At 67.3% G+C, this 16,949-nt stretch carries 20 protein-coding genes; 9 read left to right on the top strand and 11 right to left on the bottom strand.

What is annotated here, in order from left to right:
* Positions 1-318 (top strand): integrase core domain-containing protein (locus H289_RS32655; RefSeq protein ID WP_155944261.1); only part of this gene is annotated, 318 nt, incomplete at its 5' end.
* Positions 319-324: 6 nt separating this feature from the next.
* Here the strand turns inward: H289_RS32655 and H289_RS0125660 are convergent.
* Positions 325-1,299, bottom strand: coding sequence for an alpha/beta hydrolase (locus tag H289_RS0125660; protein WP_020103718.1), 975 nt, complete (start codon positions 1,297-1,299; stop codon positions 325-327).
* Between the two features lie 89 nt (positions 1,300-1,388).
* On the opposite strand from H289_RS0125660, the gene H289_RS0125655 reads away from it, so the two are divergent.
* Positions 1,389-2,444 carry a GlxA family transcriptional regulator gene (locus H289_RS0125655; RefSeq protein ID WP_020103717.1) on the top strand — a complete coding sequence of 352 codons (1,056 nt, stop codon included), beginning with the start codon at positions 1,389-1,391 and terminating at the stop codon, positions 2,442-2,444.
* Here H289_RS0125655 and H289_RS0125650 read toward each other — a convergent pair.
* The 3 genes from H289_RS0125650 to H289_RS0125640 all read right to left on the bottom strand — a co-directional run bounded on the left by H289_RS0125650 (position 2,435) and on the right by H289_RS0125640 (position 4,880).
* Positions 2,435-2,710, bottom strand: a complete 276-nt coding sequence (locus H289_RS0125650; protein ID WP_020103716.1) for a DUF3303 domain-containing protein — start codon at positions 2,708-2,710, stop codon at positions 2,435-2,437. The genes H289_RS0125655 and H289_RS0125650 overlap by 10 nt on opposite strands.
* A gap of 164 nt (positions 2,711-2,874) precedes the next feature.
* Complete coding sequence (locus tag H289_RS0125645; protein ID WP_020103715.1) at positions 2,875-3,900, bottom strand: agmatine deiminase family protein; 1,026 nt, start codon at positions 3,898-3,900, stop codon at positions 2,875-2,877.
* Positions 3,897-4,880: a nitrilase-related carbon-nitrogen hydrolase gene (locus tag H289_RS0125640; protein WP_020103714.1), complete on the bottom strand. Its 984-nt coding sequence runs from the start codon at positions 4,878-4,880 to the stop codon at positions 3,897-3,899. Before H289_RS0125640 ends, H289_RS0125645 begins: the two co-directional genes overlap by 4 nt.
* A gap of 83 nt (positions 4,881-4,963) precedes the next feature.
* Between H289_RS0125640 and H289_RS0125635 the strand changes: the two genes are divergently transcribed.
* The gene (locus tag H289_RS0125635) at positions 4,964-5,578 is read left to right on the top strand and encodes a TetR/AcrR family transcriptional regulator C-terminal domain-containing protein (protein ID WP_029105745.1); all 615 of its coding nucleotides are present in this window, start codon (positions 4,964-4,966) and stop codon (positions 5,576-5,578) included.
* On the opposite strand, the gene prcA is transcribed toward H289_RS0125635, so the two are convergent.
* The 4 genes from prcA to dop form a co-directional block, all read right to left on the bottom strand.
* Complete coding sequence (prcA, locus tag H289_RS0125630; protein WP_020103712.1) at positions 5,579-6,346, bottom strand: proteasome subunit alpha; 768 nt, start codon at positions 6,344-6,346, stop codon at positions 5,579-5,581.
* Positions 6,346-7,158 carry a proteasome subunit beta gene (prcB, locus tag H289_RS0125625; RefSeq protein ID WP_036421517.1) on the bottom strand — a complete coding sequence of 271 codons (813 nt, stop codon included), beginning with the start codon at positions 7,156-7,158 and terminating at the stop codon, positions 6,346-6,348. Before prcB ends, prcA begins: the two co-directional genes overlap by 1 nt.
* Before the next feature lie 50 nt (positions 7,159-7,208).
* Positions 7,209-7,403: a ubiquitin-like protein Pup gene (locus H289_RS0125620; protein WP_020103710.1), complete on the bottom strand. Its 195-nt coding sequence runs from the start codon at positions 7,401-7,403 to the stop codon at positions 7,209-7,211.
* A gap of 75 nt (positions 7,404-7,478) precedes the next feature.
* Positions 7,479-8,987 (bottom strand): depupylase/deamidase Dop, encoded by a 1,509-nt coding sequence (gene dop / locus H289_RS0125615; RefSeq protein WP_020103709.1) that lies wholly within the window; start codon positions 8,985-8,987, stop codon positions 7,479-7,481.
* A 43-nt stretch (positions 8,988-9,030) separates the two neighbouring features.
* Here dop and H289_RS0125610 point away from each other — a divergent pair, with 43 nt between their 5' ends.
* A complete protein-coding gene (locus H289_RS0125610) occupies positions 9,031-10,212 on the top strand; it encodes a hypothetical protein (RefSeq protein WP_231388126.1) in 1,182 nt (393 codons plus the stop codon).
* A 68-nt stretch (positions 10,213-10,280) separates the two neighbouring features.
* Here the strand turns inward: H289_RS0125610 and arc are convergent, their stop codons facing one another.
* The gene (gene arc / locus H289_RS0125605) at positions 10,281-12,119 is read right to left on the bottom strand and encodes a proteasome ATPase (RefSeq protein WP_404822201.1); all 1,839 of its coding nucleotides are present in this window, start codon (positions 12,117-12,119) and stop codon (positions 10,281-10,283) included.
* Positions 12,120-12,286: 167 nt separating this feature from the next.
* On the opposite strand from arc, the gene H289_RS0125600 reads away from it, so the two are divergent.
* Genes H289_RS0125600 through H289_RS0125590 form a run of 3 tightly spaced genes read left to right on the top strand, consistent with a single transcriptional unit; the run spans position 12,287 to position 13,648 of the window.
* The gene (locus H289_RS0125600; protein WP_020103706.1) at positions 12,287-12,793 is read left to right on the top strand and encodes an MTB12 family secreted protein; all 507 of its coding nucleotides are present in this window, start codon (positions 12,287-12,289) and stop codon (positions 12,791-12,793) included.
* 17 nt (positions 12,794-12,810) lie between these two features.
* Positions 12,811-13,347 (top strand): lipoprotein LppK, encoded by a 537-nt coding sequence (gene lppK, locus H289_RS0125595; protein WP_020103705.1) that lies wholly within the window; start codon positions 12,811-12,813, stop codon positions 13,345-13,347.
* A 7-nt stretch (positions 13,348-13,354) separates the two neighbouring features.
* The gene (locus H289_RS0125590) at positions 13,355-13,648 is read left to right on the top strand and encodes a DUF503 domain-containing protein (protein WP_029105742.1); all 294 of its coding nucleotides are present in this window, start codon (positions 13,355-13,357) and stop codon (positions 13,646-13,648) included.
* On the opposite strand, the gene H289_RS0125585 is transcribed toward H289_RS0125590, so the two are convergent.
* Positions 13,645-14,502: a tRNA (adenine-N1)-methyltransferase gene (locus tag H289_RS0125585; RefSeq protein WP_029105741.1), complete on the bottom strand. Its 858-nt coding sequence runs from the start codon at positions 14,500-14,502 to the stop codon at positions 13,645-13,647. The two genes, H289_RS0125590 and H289_RS0125585, sit on opposite strands and share 4 nt — an antisense overlap.
* Before the next feature lie 120 nt (positions 14,503-14,622).
* Between H289_RS0125585 and H289_RS0125580 the strand changes: the two genes are divergently transcribed.
* Positions 14,623-15,456 carry a RecB family exonuclease gene (locus tag H289_RS0125580; protein WP_020103702.1) on the top strand — a complete coding sequence of 278 codons (834 nt, stop codon included), beginning with the start codon at positions 14,623-14,625 and terminating at the stop codon, positions 15,454-15,456.
* The gene (locus H289_RS0125575) at positions 15,453-16,244 is read left to right on the top strand and encodes a thioesterase family protein (protein WP_020103701.1); all 792 of its coding nucleotides are present in this window, start codon (positions 15,453-15,455) and stop codon (positions 16,242-16,244) included. The genes H289_RS0125580 and H289_RS0125575 overlap by 4 nt, the downstream gene beginning before the upstream one ends.
* Positions 16,245-16,251: 7 nt before the next feature.
* Here H289_RS0125575 and H289_RS0125570 read toward each other — a convergent pair whose 3' ends face one another.
* Positions 16,252-16,902: a winged helix-turn-helix transcriptional regulator gene (locus tag H289_RS0125570; RefSeq protein WP_029105740.1), complete on the bottom strand. Its 651-nt coding sequence runs from the start codon at positions 16,900-16,902 to the stop codon at positions 16,252-16,254.
* Positions 16,903-16,949 lie beyond the last annotated feature (47 nt).

Genomic DNA, 16,949 nt, shown 5'->3' with positions numbered 1-16,949 from the left:
GAGTGTGGTTTCACGGTACAAAATGTGTTGACCGACAACGGATCCTGCTACCGGTCACACAAATTTCGTGATGCTCTGGGTGACATCAAGCACCGACGAACCCGCCCCTACCGTCCACAGACAAACGGCAAGGTCGAGCGTTTCCACCGCACGCTTGCCGACGAATGGGCCTACGCCCGGCTCTACCGCAGCGACGCCGAACGCTGCGCCGAGTTCCCGCGGTGGCTACACACCTACAATCACCATCGCGGCCACACAGCACTCAAAGGTCAACCACCCGCCAGCCGCGTACCTAACCTCTCAGGTCAGTACAGCTAGCCGTCGTCAGCCGTTGTGCAGCGCATCCCGTAGCGCGTCGATGGCGAGCTTGCGGGCAACGTTGGTGGCCGGGGTGTCCCGGAGCGAGTCCAGCAGCATGAAGTCGTGCACCGTACCGCTGATGCGGACCGCCGTGACCGTCACGCCCGCCTCGCGAAGTTTGTTGGCGTACAACTCGCCACCATCGCGCAGCACGTCAGCTTCGGCGGTGATCACCAACGCGGGCGGGAGACCGCGAAGCTGATCGAGGGTGGCTCGCAGCGGCGATGCGTACGGCTCCGCACGTTGCGCCTCATCCTTCGTGTAGGCGTCCCAGAACCACAGCATGCCGTCGCGCGTCAGGTAGTAGTGCTCGGCGAACTGGTGATAGGACTGCGTGTCGAAATCGGGTCCGGTGACGGGGTACAACAGAATCTGGGCCTTCAGATCGATGCCGCCGCGTTCCTTGTTCATCAGGGCGAATACCGCCGACATGCAGCCACCGACCGATTCGCCCGCCACCGCGACGCGCGAGGTGTCCAGCCCGTGCTCGGCGCCGTGCTCGAGGAGCCACTGCCCGACGGCATAGTTCTGCTCCACCTGCGTCGGATAGCCGTGTTCGGGAGCCCAGTCGTAGACCGGGAACACACCGGCCGCACCCGCGCCGACGGTCAGTTCCCGGAACAGCCGATCGTGCGTCTTGTCGTCACCGAAAACCCAACCGGCGCCGTGGATGTAGAACACGACCGGCAGCGGACCCGTGCTGCCGGCGGGCTTGATGATCCGGGTTCGCACGATGCCCCACTGGCCGGCGTCGACGTCGACCCATTCCTCGTCGACGTCGGGGCGCGCGACCGTGGGATCGCTCTGCAGGTCCAACAGGATCTTGCGCCCCTGCTCGGGCGGCAGCTCGTAGATGCGCGGATGCGGGTCGGTGTTCTCGGCGAGTTCGCGGGCGGGGCCCTCCAGGTACGGCGTGGTCGGGGCTGGCAGGTCGGCCATGGTTCTCCTTCGGAAACGTCGCTCGTGCGCGGGTGGCACGGTGGTGCCAACTCCGGTGTCGACGCTAGATCGCTGCTAGCTTGGCGACAATGGGCGCAAACGACACTTTCCGAGGCGATCGCGACAAACGCGACACCGCTTCCGAGGTACGCCTCGTGGGCGAGATCGGTCTCGTGGACTATCCGAGCTGTCAAGAGTCGGCCATCTACGGGCTCGGCGATGTGTTCCGGGTCGCCAGTGACTATGCCACCGATACCGACGACCAGCCCGCCGCGATCCGTGTCAGCACGTGGACCGTGAGCGGAACCGGGCCGGATGCCGGGATGGTCTGCACCTTCGACAGCCATCCGGGAACCGAGCACCGACTCAGTCACATCATCGTGCCGCCCAGTCTCGTTGTGCCCGAAGACATGACGAACGTCGACACCCTCGGTGACTGGATTCGTGATCTCAAGTCCGGCGGCACGATTCTGTGCGCTGTCTGCGCCGGCGTGTTCGTGCTCGCCGAGACCGGGATGCTCGACGGCCGGGACGCAACGACACACTGGGCCTTCGCCGACTACCTGGCAACACAATTCCCGAAGATTCGCGTCGACGCCGCGCGCATGGTGATCGACGATATCGACATCATCACTGCCGCAGGGATTTTGGCATGGGTCGACCTCGGACTCACGTTGGTCGACCGACTGTTGGGCCCCAGCGTCATGCTGCACACCGCACGGTTCATCCTGGCCGATCCGCCCCGCCGGCAACAGCGCACCTATCAGGAGTTCACGCCGCGACTTCGCCACGGCGACAAGGAGGTTCTGACGGCGCAGACCTTCATCCACGCGAACGCCGGCCGGCAACTGGCCGTGGCGGAACTCGCGCAGGTCGCCGGGGTGCAGCCACGAACGTTCCAGCGCCGCTTCAAAGAAGCGACGGGGTCAACCCTGACCGAGTACCTGCAATCCGTGCGCGTCGCCAAGGCGCGCGAATCGCTCGAACTGTCCAGGACTTCGGTCGAGCAGATCGCGATGGACGTTGGCTACCTTGATGTCTCGACGTTCCGGCGACTCTTTCAACGGACGACCGGACTCACACCCAGTGAGTACCGGAAGCGGTTCGGAATCGCGGACGGCAGACCGGAACGCCGCTATCCGTAGAGCTTGGCGACGATGGCGCCGAACTCATCGTCCTCGAGTACCGGGGTGGCTTCGATCTGGAGATACTCCTGCCACTCGGAGATGAGCTCGAACACCGGCTTGGCGTCAGCGGCGTCGATCACCGAGCAACCGCTGCCGTTGAGACCGAACCACCGCCCGAGTTGGGTGGCACCATCGGGCGGCTTCGCCCCGGTCTGCAGGAAGTGTTCGGCCGTCGCCCGCATCCGAGCCGGATCGATTGCATGCCATTGCACCAGGTATTTCATGAGAAGCCGCCTTTGAAGTCAGTTGTCGGGCACTGCAGGTCGCGGCCAAGGAGCCGCCGCGACCTCCCGAACAATCGGCGGCGTCCATGGGGCGATGACTTCAATAAAGCACCACTCGGGCGGCCGGGCATCAGCCAAATAGCTGAGATCCCAGTCGGCTCAGATCACCGCGGCGACGGCTGATGCTGTGTGATGCAGTGGATGCCGCCGCCACGCTCGAACAGCGGCCGCGCGTCGACGCTGACCACGCGCCGGCCGGGGTACTGCTCGGCCAGGATCGCCGCCGCATCGGCGTCGCGCGGATCACCGAACGCGCACGCGATGACGCCGCCGTTGACCACCAGGTGGTTGATGTAGCTGTAGTCGACGTAGCCCTCGGCATCGGTCAGCAGATCGGGTGCGGGCAACTCGACGATCTCCCACGGCCGGCCCGCGGCATCGCGCGTGTCGGCGAGGGCTTCGCGAATCTCCTTGCACACCAGATGGTCCGGATGTGCGTCGGAGCGCTGCGCATGCAGCAGCAGCCGACCGGGCGATGTGATGGCGGCGACGATGTCGACGTGTCCACGGGTGCCGAAGCGCTCCGAGTCGCGGGTCAGACCACGCGGCAACCACACGGCGTGCGTGGCGCCGAGGGTGCGGGCCAGTTCGGCTTCGATATCGGCCTTGGTGGCGCCGGGATTGCGGCCGGGGTCGAGTTGGACGGTCTCGGTGACCAGCACCGTGCCCTGCCCGTCGACCTGGATGCCGCCGCCCTCGTTGACCAGCGCCGAGCTGATCACCGGAACACCGGCCCAACCGGCCACGGCGGCACCGATTTTCGCGTCGCGATCCCAGCGCGCCCAGTCCTGGCCACCCCAGCCGTTGAACACCCAGTCCACCGCCGCCACCGAACCGTCGCCGGCATGCACGAAGGTCGGGCCGATGTCGCGCATCCAGGCGTCGTTCAGCGGCGCCTCGACGATGTCGACGTCAGCGGACAGGTACCGCCGCGCGGCAGCCGTTTCCGCGGGGTCCACCACCACGGTCACCGGCTCGAACTCAAGCACCGCATGGGCAACGGCGGCCCATGTCGAGCGGGCCTCGTGGTGTTCGGTTTCGTTGTCCCCCAAGGAATATCCCTCCGACGGGAACGCCATCCACACCCGGTCCTGCGGCGCGCTCTCCGCAGGCATCACGTAGTCGGTCATTTCACCACCGCGGTGGCTTCGTGGCCGGCGCCGTACGGGCGCTGCGCGTCGACTGGTGCGGTCAGCGCGCCGTAGCTCTCCGGGCGCCGGGTCAGCAGGAACGGGAACAGCTCGAGCCAGTCGCGGCGCTGGTCGAGGTCCAGATCGGCGACCAGCACCGCCTCCTCGTCACGCGGGGCCTGCACCAGCACCCGGCCGTACGGATCGGAGATGAACGACGAACCGTAGAAGGTCACGGTGCCCTCGTCGCCGATTCGGTTGGGCACCACCATGAACAGGCCGCTGTTGATGCCGTTGGCGACGATGACCTGCTGCCACAGCGGCTGGGTGTCGAAGGCGGGAAAGACCGGCTCGGAGCCGATGGCCGTCGGGTAGACGACGATCTCGGCACCGCCAAGCGAGTAGTTGCGGGCCACCTCGGGGAACCATTCGTCCCAGCACGTCGGCATGCCGAGCTTGGCCCCGAGCCCCTCGGGCTCGTAGACCGGGTACGGGTTGCCCTCGGCAGGGCCGGCCCGGAAGTAGGTGTCCTCGTAGTAGCCCGCCGAGATCGGGATGTGCATCTTGCGGGTCCGGCCGGCGAGCTCACCCGACGGGGAGACCAGGATCGCCGTGTTGAAGCCCAAACCGTCTGCGGCCGGCGACTTTTCGTACAGCGACGCGTGCACGAAGATGCCGTTGGCCCGGGCCGCCTCGGCGGCGAGTGCGAACGTCGGGCCGTCAAGGAGATCTTCTGCGGTATCCCCCGGGTTCGGGCCGGCCGGTGTGTCGGCGGGGTACCGCAACAGCGTGATCTCCGGCAGGCAGACCAGCGCGGCGCCCTCTCCGGCGGCGCGGTCGATACCGTCACGCAGCACCTTGGTGAGCACGTCGGCGTCGGGACGCCAGCGGTGCTGCACCAGGCCGACCCGCACCGGCGGGCGCGTCGACTCGGTGCTGCGGGACAGCGACTCGGGTGCGGTGGCGGTCAGGGTGATCATCAGCTGGACTCCTAAAACGAATTTGATTCGTTTTATTGTGACCCCACTTACCCCTGCTTGTAAAGAGGTAGTAGACATATGCCATGGGCCGCCCCTCCAAACCGCTGCTTTCCACGGATCGCATCGCCAGCGCAGCAATGGATTTGGTCAACAAGACCGGGGGCTTCACCGTGCCGGAACTGGCCCGGGCCCTCAAGGTCAGCCCGTCATCGCTGTACAACCACGTCGCGGGACGTGAACAGATCGTCGAGCTGCTGCGCGAACGGGCGATGTCCGACGTCGCGCTGCCTGCCGACGACCCGCAGCGGCCATGGACCGACGTCGTCGCCGACATCATGCGGTCCTACCGCCAGAGCTACGCCCGCTACCCGCGGCTCATCCCTCTGCTCACCTCGCACGCGGTGAACAGCGACCACGCCCTCACTATGTACAACGTGCTGGCCGTCGCGTTCGACCGGGCCGGGTTCGATCCCGCGGACACCTTGCGGGCCATCACGCTGATCGACTCGTTCGTGCTCGGCTCGGCGCTCGATGTGGCCGCGCCCGACGAACCCTGGCAGGCCGGCGCCGATGTCGGTCCGGAGTTTGCGGCCGCACTGGCCACCGGCACCAGCAAACCCGAACGCGCCGATGACGCCTTCGAATTCGGCGTCAGAGTGCTACTCCGCGGATTGGCGGCGGTCCCGTCGGCCGACTGATTACTCGGCCGCGTCGCCTTCGGGCTTGCTCTCGCCGTCGGCGGACTTGGCCTCGTCCTTGGCCTCCGACTCCTCGGCCTTCGGCAGGACGGCGTCGAGCGCTGCGCCGGTGATCCGGCGGAACGCGCGCCGTGGCCTCTTGGCGTCGAGGATCGCCACCTCGAGCGTCGCGGCCCCCAACACGCGGTCGCCGGCGCCGGCGTGCAGCGCGTCGACGGCGATCCTCACCGCGTCGGCCAGGCTCGCGTTCTCCTGGTAGGAGTCGCCCAGCGCAGCGATGATCGGCTCGGTCGTACCACCCATGACGACGAAATGCGGCTCGTCGGCGATGGACCCGTCGTACGTGATCCGATACAGCTCAGGGGCTTTCGTCTCGCCGTGGTGCGCCACCTCGGCGACGCACAGCTCGACCTCGTAGGGCTTGGCCTGCTCGGTGAAGATGGTGCCGAGGGTCTGGGCGTAGACGTTGGCCAGCTGACGGCCGGTGACGTCCCGCCGGTCATAGGCGTAGCCCCGGGTGTCGGCGAACTGGATGCCGCCGCGACGCAGATTGTCGAACTCGTTGAACCGGCCGACCGCGGCGAAGCCCACTCGGTCGTACAGCTCACTGACCTTCTGCAGCGACCGCGACGGGTTCTCGGCCACGAACAGCACGCCCCCGTCGTAGGCCAGCACGACCACGCTGCGACCCCGCGAAATGCCTTTGCGCGCAAGCTCGGACCGTTCCCGCATCGCCTGTTCGGGCGAGATGAAATACGGAAAGCTCATCAGGCATTACCTCTCGCGCGCGTCCGGTTGGCGATGACTTCCCGGGCCAGCGCGGCGATGCGCTCCTCGGTGACCTCTTCGGCGCCCTCGGCACCGATCAGCACCGCGGTCGGATAGATGCCACGCGTCAAGTCCGGTCCGCCGGTGGCCGAATCGTCGTCGGCCGCGTCGTACAGCGACTCGATGGCGACCTTCAGCGCCGAATCGGCATCGGTCACATGCGAATACAGCTTCTTGATCGACGACTTGGCGAACAGCGAGCCCGAGCCCACCGACTGGTAGCCCTCGTCCTCGATGTTCCAGCCGCCCGCGGCGTCGAACGAGACGATGCGACCGGCGTTGCCCGGGTCGGAGTCGTCCAGGTCGTAGCCCACCAGCAGCGGCAGCGCGACGAAGCCCTGCAGGGCCGCACCCAGATTGCCGCGCACCATGATGGCCAGCCGGTTGACCTTGCCACGGAACGTCAGCGGCACGCCTTCGAGCTTCTCGTAGTGCTCGAGCTCGACGGCGTACAGCCGCGCGAACTCCACCGCGATGGCCGCGGTGCCGGCGATACCGGTCGCGGTGTAATCGTCGGCGATGTGCACCTTCTGCACGTCGCGGCTGGCGATCATGTTGCCCTGGGTGGCGCGGCGGTCACCCGCGATCAGCACGCCCCCGGGGTATTTGATCGCGACGATCGTCGTGCCGTGGGGCAAGTCGGCACCGGACCGAACGTCACCGGCTGAAGCCCAAGTGCTCCGCACACCCGCAGTCGGCAGCAGGTGGGGCGCCTGCCGGCTGAGAAAGTCCGAAAACGAGGACAGGTTCAGGTGGGGTGAGGTGACATCCAGTCGATCAGAGAAAGGCCCGAACGCTGCCGTCACTGGCCGCCCTTTTGGACGTATGCGCGCACGAAGTCCTCAGCGTTCTCTTCCAGCACGTCGTCGATCTCGTCGAGCAGGTCGTCGGTGTCCTCAGCGAGCTTCTCGCGACGTTCCTGACCTGCGGCAGACGTGCCGGAGAGGTCGTCGTCCTCGCCGCCGCCGCCACCGCGCTTGGTCTGTTCCTGAGCCATCGCCGCCTCCTGATTGCTCGATTCTCTGACTTCACACTACCGGTCCGCGCCCGGGTTCCCCGGGAACACAAGCAGTTACGTGGTGAGCTGTTCCACCAACTCGACCGCGCTGTCCACCGAATCGAGCAACGCACCGACGTGGGCCTTGCTTCCACGCAGCGGTTCCAGCGTCGGAATCCGCACCAGCGACTCGCCACCGAGGTCGAAAATCACGGAGTCCCAGCTGGCCGCGGCGATGTCCGCACCGAACCGGCGCAGGCACTCACCACGGAAGTAGGCGCGGGTGTCGGTGGGCGGGTTGTCCACCGCGTCGAGCACCTGCTGCTCGGTGACCAGCCGCTTCATCGAGCCACGCGCCACCAGGCGGTTGTACAGCCCCTTGTCCAGCCGGACGTCGGAGTACTGCAGGTCCACCAGGTGCAGGCGCGGCGCGTTCCAGCTCAGGTTCTCCCGCTGGCGGAAGCCCTCCAGCAGGCGCAGCTTGGCCGGCCAGTCCAGGAGTTCGGCGCACTCCATCGGATCGCGTTCCAGCAGGTCCAGGACGTGCGCCCAGGTCTCGATGACGTGGTCGGCGCGCGGGTCGGGATCGCGGCGTTCCTGCAGCTTGGCCACCCGGTCCAGGTAGATGCGTTGCAGCGCAAGGGCGGTCAGCTCGCGGCCGTCGGCCAGGGCCACGGTCGCGCGCAGCGACGGGTCGCGGCTGATGACGTGCACCGCGTGCACCGGGCGCGCCAGTGCCAGGTCGGACAGTTCGATGCCTTCCGCGGCCCCGAACTCGATGAGGTCGAGCACCAGTGACGTGGTGCCCACCTTGAGGTACGTCGACGTCTCGGCCAGGTTGGCGTCACCGATGATGACGTGCAGCCGGCGGTACTTGTCGGCGTCGGCGTGCGGCTCGTCGCGGGTGTTGATGATGCCGCGCTTGAGCGTGGTCTCGAGGCCGACCTCGACCTCGATGTAGTCGGCGCGCTGCGTCAGCTGGAAGCCCGGCTCATCCCCCGACTGCCCGATGCCGACGCGGCCGGACCCGGTCACGACCTGACGGGACACGAAGAACGGCGTCAGCCCGGCGATCACCGAGTTGAACGGCGTCTGCCGGCTCATCAGGTAGTTCTCGTGCGTGCCGTACGACGCGCCCTTGCCGTCGACGTTGTTCTTGTACAGCTGCAGCCTGGCCGCGCCCGGGACGCTGGCCACATACCGTGCCGCGGCCTCCATGACCCGTTCGCCGGCCTTGTCCCAGATGACCGCGTCCATCGGGTCGGTGACCTCGGGAGCGGAGTACTCCGGGTGGGCGTGGTCGACATACAGCCGGGCGCCGTTGGTGAGGATCATGTTGGCCGCGCCGATCTCGTCGGCGTCGACGATCGGGGCCGGGCCCGTGGAGCGGCTCAGGTCGAAGCCACGCGCGTCGCGCAGCGGGGACTCGACCTCGTAGTCCCAGCGCGTGCGCTTGGCCCGCTGGATGCCGCTGGCCGCCGCGTACGCCAGCACCGCCTGGGTGGACGTGAGGATCGGGTTCGCGGTCGGATCAGACGGCGAGGAAATGCCGTATTCGACCTCTGTTCCGATGATCCGTTGCATGCCGCCAAGACTAGACGGCTGTTGATACGCGACGATTAGCCGCATGACCACATCGGGGCGAGCGGAGCGACCGGAAATGCCCGCGCGGAGCGACCGCGTCGCCGCCGAGACCTGGTTTCTGCGCCGCGGGCTGCCCGCGGTGCTGCGTCCGGGGGCGCTGGTGCGACGGCTGTGGCAACGCTCGGCACCGGCGCTGGCCGGGTTCGCGGTGTTCATGGCCAACTCGATCCTGGTCACTGCGGTCACCGGCAAGCACACCATCAACATCGAGGGCCAGCCCACCCGGACCGAATGGTTCATCCTCGCCCTTCTCCTGCTGGTGGCGCCGCTGGCCTCACTGGCGGGCTGGCTGGTGTCGCGGATCGCGTCGTGGCGTAACCGCGCCACGGCGGCCGCGGTGTCGGTGGCGGTCTGCCTGGCCGGCGCGGTGTTCGGCGGTCCCGGGGCCTATGTCAGCAGCAACGTGATCTACGTCGGCGTGGTCATCGCCGTCATCCTGGCCTGCACCGCGACCGGCATCGGCTCGATCCTGGGCTGGGCCTTGGACACCACAGCGCACAACCTGACCCTCGTGGGCAACCTCTTCGTGCGGGCCCTGCCGATCATGCTGTTGACGGTGCTGGTGTTCTTCAACACCTACGTCTGGCTGATGGCGGCCAACGTCAGCCGGGCCCGGCTGTGGTCCGCGCTGGGCTTCCTGGCGCTGATCGCCGTGGCATTCGTCATCGCAACCACCATCGACCGGGTCCGGCCGATCCTGACGGCCACGACGCCCGACACACCGGATGCCCAGCGCGAAACCCTAGCCGGCACCCCGTTCGAGCATCTACCCGCGTCCGACCACCGAATCCCGTTGTCCCGCATCGAACGTGTCAACGTGGTGTTCGTCCTGGCCATGTCGCAGGTGTTGCAGCTGCTGATCGTCGCGCTGGTGACCGCATTCATCTTCCTGGTGCTCGGCCTGATCCTGATCAGCCCGAAGCTGCTGGCGGAATGGACGCGCAACAACGGCTCGCCCGAGGGCACCATCTTCGGCATGACGCTGCCCATTCCGGAGTCGCTGATCCAGACGACGCTCTTCCTGGGCGCCCTGACCTTCATGTACATCACCGCCCGCACCACGACCGACGCCGAGTACCGCGCCGAGTTCGTCGACCCACAAGTCGACAGCCTGCGTCGCCGACTGGACGCGCGCGACCGCTACCTCGCCGACCGCGCGCGCTGAGCCGCGATCGGTCAACAGACACAAAACCGTCCCTCCTCCGGGGAGAAGGGACGGTTTTGTGTGCGGGTCTACAGGTACTGACCCAGGTTGCTCTCGGTGTCGATGGCCCGGCTCGCGGACGAGCTCTTGCCGGTGACCAGCGTGCGGATGTAGACGATCCGCTCGCCCTTCTTGCCCGAAATCCGCGCCCAGTCATCGGGATTGGTGGTGTTGGGCAGGTCTTCGTTCTCGGCGAACTCGTCGACGATCGAGTCCAGCAGATGCTGCACCCGCAGACCGCGCTGCCCGGTTTCCAGCACCGACTTGATCGCGTACTTCTTGGCCCGGTCCACGACGTTCTGGATCATGGCGCCGGAGTTGAAGTCCTTGAAGTACATGACCTCCTTGTCGCCGTTGGCGTACGTCACCTCGAGGAAACGGTTGTCGTCGATCTCGGCGTACATCCGGTCCACGATCTTCTCGATCATGGCCTTGATCGTCAGCGTCCGGTCGCCGTTGAACTCGGCCAGGTCGTCGGCGTGGACGGGCAGTTCCTCGGTGAGGTACTTGCTGAAGATGTCCTGCGCCGCTTCGGCGTCCGGCCGCTCGATCTTGATCTTCACGTCCAGGCGGCCGGGCCGCAGGATGGCCGGGTCGATCATGTCCTCGCGGTTGGAGGCGCCGATGACGATGACGTTCTCCAGGCCCTCGACACCGTCGATCTCACTGAGAAGCTGTGGCACGACAGTCGTTTCGACGTCGGAGCTGACGCCGGTGCCACGGGTGCGGAAGATCGAGTCCATCTCGTCGAAGAACACGATCACCGGGGTGCCCTCGGAGGCCTTCTCGCGAGCCCGCTGGAAGATCAGGCGGATGTGCCGCTCGGTCTCGCCGACGAACTTGTTGAGCAGCTCGGGGCCCTTGATGTTCAGGAAGTAACTCTTGGCTTCCCGGGCGTCGTCGCCGCGGATCTCGGCCATCTTCTTGGCCAGCGAGTTGGCGACGGCCTTCGCGATGAGCGTCTTGCCGCAACCCGGAGGGCCGTACAGCAGCACGCCCTTCGGCGGCCGCAGTGCGTACTCCCGGTACAGGTCCTTGTGCAGGAACGGCAGCTCGACGGCGTCGCGGATCAGCTCGATCTGCCGCGTCAGGCCACCGATGTCGCTGTAGGCGACGTCCGGCACCTCTTCGAGGACCAGGTCCTCGACCTCGGCCTTGGGGATGCGCTCGAAGGCGTACCCGGCCTTGCTGTCGACCAGCAGCGAGTCGCCCGGCCGCAGTTTGCGCGCGCGCTCGTCCGCCAGGTCGTCGACACCTTCGAGCACCTCGGCGACCTCGGGGTCGAGGTATTCGAGCGCGACCAGCGGCTCGGCGAGCCAGACGATGCGCTCCTCGTCGGCATGGCCCACGACAAGGGCGCGCTTGCCGTCGTTCAGGATTTCGCGCAGGGTGCTGATCTCACCGACCGACTCGAACGAGCCGGCCTCGACCACCGTCAGCGCCTCGTTGAGGCGGACGGTCTGGCCCTGCTTGAGTTCGGACACCTCGATGTTCGGCGACACCGACAGCCGCATCTTGCGACCGGAGGTGAAGACGTCGACGGTGTCGTCGTCGTGCGTGAGCAGCAAGACGCCGTATCCGCTGGGCGGCTGCCCCAGCCGGTCGACTTCCTCACGAAGCGCCAGCAACTGCTGCCGCGCCTCTTTGAGCGTATCCATCAACTTGCCATTGCGGGTTGTCAGCGAATCGATGCGGGCTTCGAGCTGCTGCACGTCACGCGGTCCGCGATGCGTCGCGGCCGCGTTCGTGAGCTGCTCTCGTAGCGCCGCCGTCTCACTGCGAAGCCGCGCCAATTCGGCGGCATCGGTGCTGGACATGGGGTTCTGACGAGGTATGCCCGGGTTGCCGAAGGCGTCCGGGCGATCCATTTCAGACATCTTGCGCTCCTTTCCCGCACCGGAAGTTGGTGCGGCGGATACCTCAACGCTACCGGCGATCTGCCAATCATGGGCGTCGAAGGAATTGCGACACACGGGTGTCCCTCTGACCGCGCTGTTAATCTCATACGCGAGTCGGGCTCATCGAAAGGACCGCAGTGATCGTCAAATCCCTCGTCACCGGCATCGCAGCCACCGCCCTCGTCGGTGCCGCAGCCGTCGGTACGACCGTGGCTTCGCAGACGGCCATCCCGACCACTGGAACGTCGACGGCCGTCGCGCCGGTCGTCCGCCAGGTACCGCTGCCCCAGGCGCCCGCGCCGGGCCTGCAGACGTCGCTGGTGTCCACGCTCACCGGCCTGACGGCCGCCGGCAGCTTCGCCGGGTCCAAGGGCAGCTACATCCAGGGCGGCGTCGGCCGGCTGGAGGCGATCACCGCCGACCGGGCCTACAGCAACGCCGTCAAGCAGGGCGTGTTCCCCATGAGCTTCGCCATTGCCGACATCGATGACCTCGGCGATGGCACTGCGACGGCCAACGTCACCGCCACCGCCGCCACGGGTGCCACTGCATCCCAGCCGCTGACCTTCGTCGCCGGCCCCAGCCCCACCGGCTGGCAACTGTCCAAGGGGTCGGCCATGGCCCTGCTGTCGTCGGTGAAGTAGGCGCCAGGACCAGCCCGGTGAATCCGACCCGAGGAACCCTGATCGCCGTCGTCGCGACGGCGATCGGGTTGGCCGGGTGCAGTGAACACGTCGAGCCGCCGGCCGACCCCATGCCCCGTTCACTGCTGACCACCGACGCCAAGACACCCGTGGCCGCGCCGCTGCCGTCACCCGACGCGATCACCGCGGTGCTGTACAAGATCGCGGACCCCGCGGTGCCCTCGGCACAAAAGATCGGACTGATCCAATACGGCACCGCCGAGGATCAGGCCGGGCTGGACAACTTCACCAAGGCGCTGCGCGACAACGGCTTCAATCCGATGAACGTGACGGCGACCGACCTGCTGTGGTCGGCCGGGCAGCCGGGCGACATCATCGCCACGATCACCATCAGCTCTGTCGCCGCGCCGGACAACAAGTTCACGTTCCCCATGGAGTTCAGTCCCATCCGGGACGCCTGGCAGCTGAACCGGCAAACCGCCAACCTGCTGCTCAAGCTCGGACAGCCGGGCGGGCCGGGCGCCTCGGGTGCGGCCCCGACACCTGGTCGCTGAGCTGCCGATGTGGGTCGGTTGGCTGGAGTTCGACCTGTTGCTGGGCGATGTGCACTCGCTGAAAGAGAAGCGCTCCGTGATCCGGCCGATCATCGCCGAACTGCAGCGCAAGTTCTACGTGTCGGCGGCCGAGAGCGGCAATCAGGATCTGCACCGCCGGGCGGCGATCGGGGTGTCGGTCGTCGCGGCTGACCGCCGTCACGTCGTCGAGGTGCTCGATGCCGCCGAACGTCAGGTTGCGGGGCACCCGGAGATCGAGCTGCTGTCCGCGCGGCGCGGCCTCGTCAGCAGCGAGGACTAGATGTTGCGCTTGCGCCGCAGCGGCTGCGGCGTCACCGCCCCCGGCGCGAGGCGGCGAGCGCTGATGAGGAACGCCGTGTGGCCCCGCATCGAATGCTGCGGGCGCACCGCGAGGCCGACGACGTCCCAGCCGCGCTGCAGCGACTCCCAGGACCGCGGCTCGGTCCAGCACTGCTGCTCGCGCAGCGCCTCGACCGTCTTCGACAGCTGTGTGACGGTCGCGACGTAGACGATCAGGACGCCGCCGGGGACCAGCGCCTTCGACACCGTCTCCAGCACGTCCCACGGCGCGAGCATGTCGAGCACGACGCGGTCGACCTCGCCCTCCCCCGTCGCTTCGCTCGCCCCTGCGCCGCCGTCGTAGTCGTTGAGATCGGCGATGACCAGGTTCCAGTTCTCCGGCCGCTCACCGAAGAAGGTCTCGACGTTGCGCACCGCGTGCACCGCATGGTCGTCGCGCACCTCGTAGGACGTCACCGAACCGCCCGGGCCGACGGCCCGCAGCAGCGAACACGTCAGCGCACCGGAGCCGGCACCGGCCTCCAAAACCCTTGCCCCCGGGAAGATGTCGCCCTCGTGCACGATCTGCGCGGCGTCCTTCGGGTAGATCACCTGAGCGCCGCGCGGCATCGAGAGGACGTAGTCGATCAGCAGCGGGCGCAGCACCAGGAACGGGTCGCCGTTGGTGGATTTCACGACGCTGCCCTCGGGCTGGTCGATCACCGAATCGTGGGCGATGATGCCGCGATGGGTGTGGAATTCCCCACCTGTCGCCAGCACCATCGTGTAGTGCCGGCCTTTGGCGTCGGTCAGTTGGACGCGGTCGCCGACGGTGAAGGGTCCGGTGATTCTCACCGGGCCAGCCTGCCAGCCGACCCGTCCCGGCAGACGGCCGGGGTTCGCGAACTTTGTCGTGGCCCCCACCTAAGCTGCAGGCATGAGTACCGCCAACGAGGAGCTGAAGGCGGATCGCCGATGACCGCCACTGCCCCCACCCGGCGGCCGGCGCTGTCGCCGTCGCGGGCCGGCGACTTCAAACAGTGCCCGCTGCTCTACCGGTTCCGGGCCATCGACCGGCTGCCGGAGCCGCCGTCGACCGCGCAGTTGCGGGGCTCGCTGGTGCACGCCGCGCTGGAGCAGCTGTACGCGCTTCCTGCCACCGACCGCGTGCCGGAGACCGCGCTGTCCCTGGTCACGCCCGCCTGGGACGCCGTGGTGGCGGAGAAGCCCGAGCTGGCCGAGGAGATCGCGCCCGAGCTGCGGGAGACGCTGCTCAAAGAAGCGCGGGCCCTGCTGTCGGGGTACTACCGGCTCGAGGACCCGACGCGCTTCGACCCGCAGAGCTGTGAACAACGCGTCGAGGTCGAGCTGTCCGACGGCACCCTGCTGCGCGGCTTCGTCGACCGGATCGACGTCGCGCCGACCGGTGAGCTGCGGGTCGTCGACTACAAGACCGGCAAGGCCCCGCCGGAAGCGCGCGCACTGGCCGAGTTCAAGGCCATGTTCCAGATGAAGTTCTATGCGGTGGCCCTGCTCCGGCTGCGCGGCGTGGTGCCGGCGCGGCTGCGGCTGCTGTACCTGGCCGACGGCCAGGTCCTCGACTACAGCCCCGACCTGGCCGAGTTGGAGCGGTTCGAGAAGACCCTGATGGCCATCTGGCACGCCATCCAGAAGTCGGGCGAGACCGGTGACTTCCGGCCCAACCCGTCCAAGCTATGTTCCTGGTGCACGCACCAAGACCTGTGCCCCGCGTTCGGCGGCACTCCCCCGCCCTATCCGGGCTGGCCCGACAGTTTCGGAATCGCATGATCGACTGCTATTACCGTCGGCTCGACGCCGACGGCGATTTTCAACGCTTCGAATCCACCGAAGGCACCGGTAGTAACTGGGATTCGAGCATTCAGCACGGGTCGCCGCCGCTGGCACTGCTGACCAAATCGATCGAAGAGCTCGCCGCCGGTAGCGGCATGCAGGTGGGTCGGCTGACCCTCGACATCCTCGGCGCCATTCCGGTTGCGCCCGTTGCGGTTCGGGCGTGGGTGTCGCGGCCCGGCTCGCGGATCTGCATGATGACCGCCGAGATGACGGCGGCGCAGCGGGACGGTTCGGAGCGTGCGGTGGCGCGGATGTCGGCCTGGTTGTTGGCGACGACCGACACGCGGGACGCGGCCCTGGATCGCTACCCGCCGATGAAGCGGTTGCCCGACACCGGTTTCCGGCATCACTGGCAGGGCCGGCCCGGCTATCTCGAGACCGTCACCTGGGAGCCCCAGCCCGACGATGCGGGCGCGGCCGTCGTGTGGATGCAGCCGCTGGTCTCGTTGGTCGACGACGAGAAACTGACCGATCTGCAACGGCTGGCCATGGTCGTCGATTCCGCGAATGGCGTTGGCGCAGCACTGGATCCGAATGAGTTCATGTTCATGAACACCGACACCACGGTGCACCTGCACCGCGCCCCCGTCGGCTCGGAGTTCTGCCTGCGGGCGCGCGGTTCTATCGGGCCCGACGGCCTCGGGTCGACCACTGCCGAGCTGTTCGACGAACAGGGCTTCATCGGGACGTCAGCGCAAACGCTGCTGGTGCAGCGACGCTGAGTCGGGATCACTTCGCGACGTCGACGGCGGACGTGGGCGCGTCGAAGAAGACGCGCAACGCCGCGAGGTCGCCGGTGATGTCGACGAGCGGGGCGACGTCGTCGAGGGCAAGCAAGCCCGCCGCGAGCCCGAGAACAATCTGCGCCTCGGCCGTCAGCACGGCCTCGAGCTTGCCGCCGTCGGGCCAGCCGACGTCGATGCCGGCCGCAGTCGCGCTCAGTTGAACGGTGACACCGTCCACCACGATTCCCACCGTGGTCGGCCGATCGCCGGGCACACGCGCGGACAACAAGGCCGGCAGCGCCAGCAGCAGCCCGTCGGCGCGGAAGGAATCCCCCTCCGGGCCGCGGATCATCAGCGGCGTCGACCACCGGATCATGGCGTAGATCGGCTCCCGCAGCTGAGCACCCCACTCGGTGAGGGCGTACGTGATCGCGTTGGCCCCGTCTGACAGTCGCCGTTCCACCACGCCGGCGGATTCGAGATCGCGAAGCCGGTCTGTCAGCAGGTTCGTCGCGATCCCCGGCAGCCCCTCCCGCAGCTCACCGAAGCGTGCCGGACCGATCAAGAGCTGGCGCACGATCAGCAGGTTCCACCTGTCACCCACCACATCCAACGCCCTGGCAAGCCCGCAGTACTGGCCGTAGTCTCGACTCATCATCACCTACTTGCTAATTTAAAGTACAAATTATTATATCAACCATC

The sequence above is a fragment of the Mycobacterium sp. 360MFTsu5.1 genome (assembly GCF_000383495.1).
GTDB lineage: Bacteria > Actinomycetota > Actinomycetes > Mycobacteriales > Mycobacteriaceae > Mycobacterium > Mycobacterium mucogenicum_B.
Note: the sequence above shows the minus strand (reverse complement) of the source record. Positions and strands in the feature narration are given on the sequence as shown.

What these genes read in the sequence shown, in the direction of transcription:
- H289_RS0125660 (WP_020103718.1), bottom strand. Translation starts at nt 1,299, where the DNA reads ATGGCCGACCTGCCAGCCCCGACCACGCCGTACCTGGAGGGCCCCGCC.
- H289_RS0125655 (WP_020103717.1), top strand. Translation starts at nt 1,389, where the DNA reads ATGGGCGCAAACGACACTTTCCGAGGCGATCGCGACAAACGCGACACC.
- H289_RS0125650 (WP_020103716.1), bottom strand. Translation starts at nt 2,710, where the DNA reads ATGAAATACCTGGTGCAATGGCATGCAATCGATCCGGCTCGGATGCGG.
- H289_RS0125645 (WP_020103715.1), bottom strand. Translation starts at nt 3,900, where the DNA reads ATGACCGACTACGTGATGCCTGCGGAGAGCGCGCCGCAGGACCGGGTG.
- H289_RS0125640 (WP_020103714.1), bottom strand. Translation starts at nt 4,880, where the DNA reads ATGATCACCCTGACCGCCACCGCACCCGAGTCGCTGTCCCGCAGCACC.
- H289_RS0125635 (WP_029105745.1), top strand. Translation starts at nt 4,964, where the DNA reads ATGGGCCGCCCCTCCAAACCGCTGCTTTCCACGGATCGCATCGCCAGC.
- prcA (WP_020103712.1), bottom strand. Translation starts at nt 6,346, where the DNA reads ATGAGCTTTCCGTATTTCATCTCGCCCGAACAGGCGATGCGGGAACGG.
- H289_RS0125620 (WP_020103710.1), bottom strand. Translation starts at nt 7,403, where the DNA reads ATGGCTCAGGAACAGACCAAGCGCGGTGGCGGCGGCGGCGAGGACGAC.
- dop (WP_020103709.1), bottom strand. Translation starts at nt 8,987, where the DNA reads ATGCAACGGATCATCGGAACAGAGGTCGAATACGGCATTTCCTCGCCG.
- H289_RS0125610 (WP_231388126.1), top strand. Translation starts at nt 9,031, where the DNA reads ATGACCACATCGGGGCGAGCGGAGCGACCGGAAATGCCCGCGCGGAGC.
- arc (WP_404822201.1), bottom strand. Translation starts at nt 12,119, where the DNA reads ATGGATCGCCCGGACGCCTTCGGCAACCCGGGCATACCTCGTCAGAAC.
- H289_RS0125590 (WP_029105742.1), top strand. Translation starts at nt 13,355, where the DNA reads ATGTGGGTCGGTTGGCTGGAGTTCGACCTGTTGCTGGGCGATGTGCAC.
- H289_RS0125580 (WP_020103702.1), top strand. Translation starts at nt 14,623, where the DNA reads ATGACCGCCACTGCCCCCACCCGGCGGCCGGCGCTGTCGCCGTCGCGG.
- H289_RS0125575 (WP_020103701.1), top strand. Translation starts at nt 15,453, where the DNA reads ATGATCGACTGCTATTACCGTCGGCTCGACGCCGACGGCGATTTTCAA.
- H289_RS0125570 (WP_029105740.1), bottom strand. Translation starts at nt 16,902, where the DNA reads ATGAGTCGAGACTACGGCCAGTACTGCGGGCTTGCCAGGGCGTTGGAT.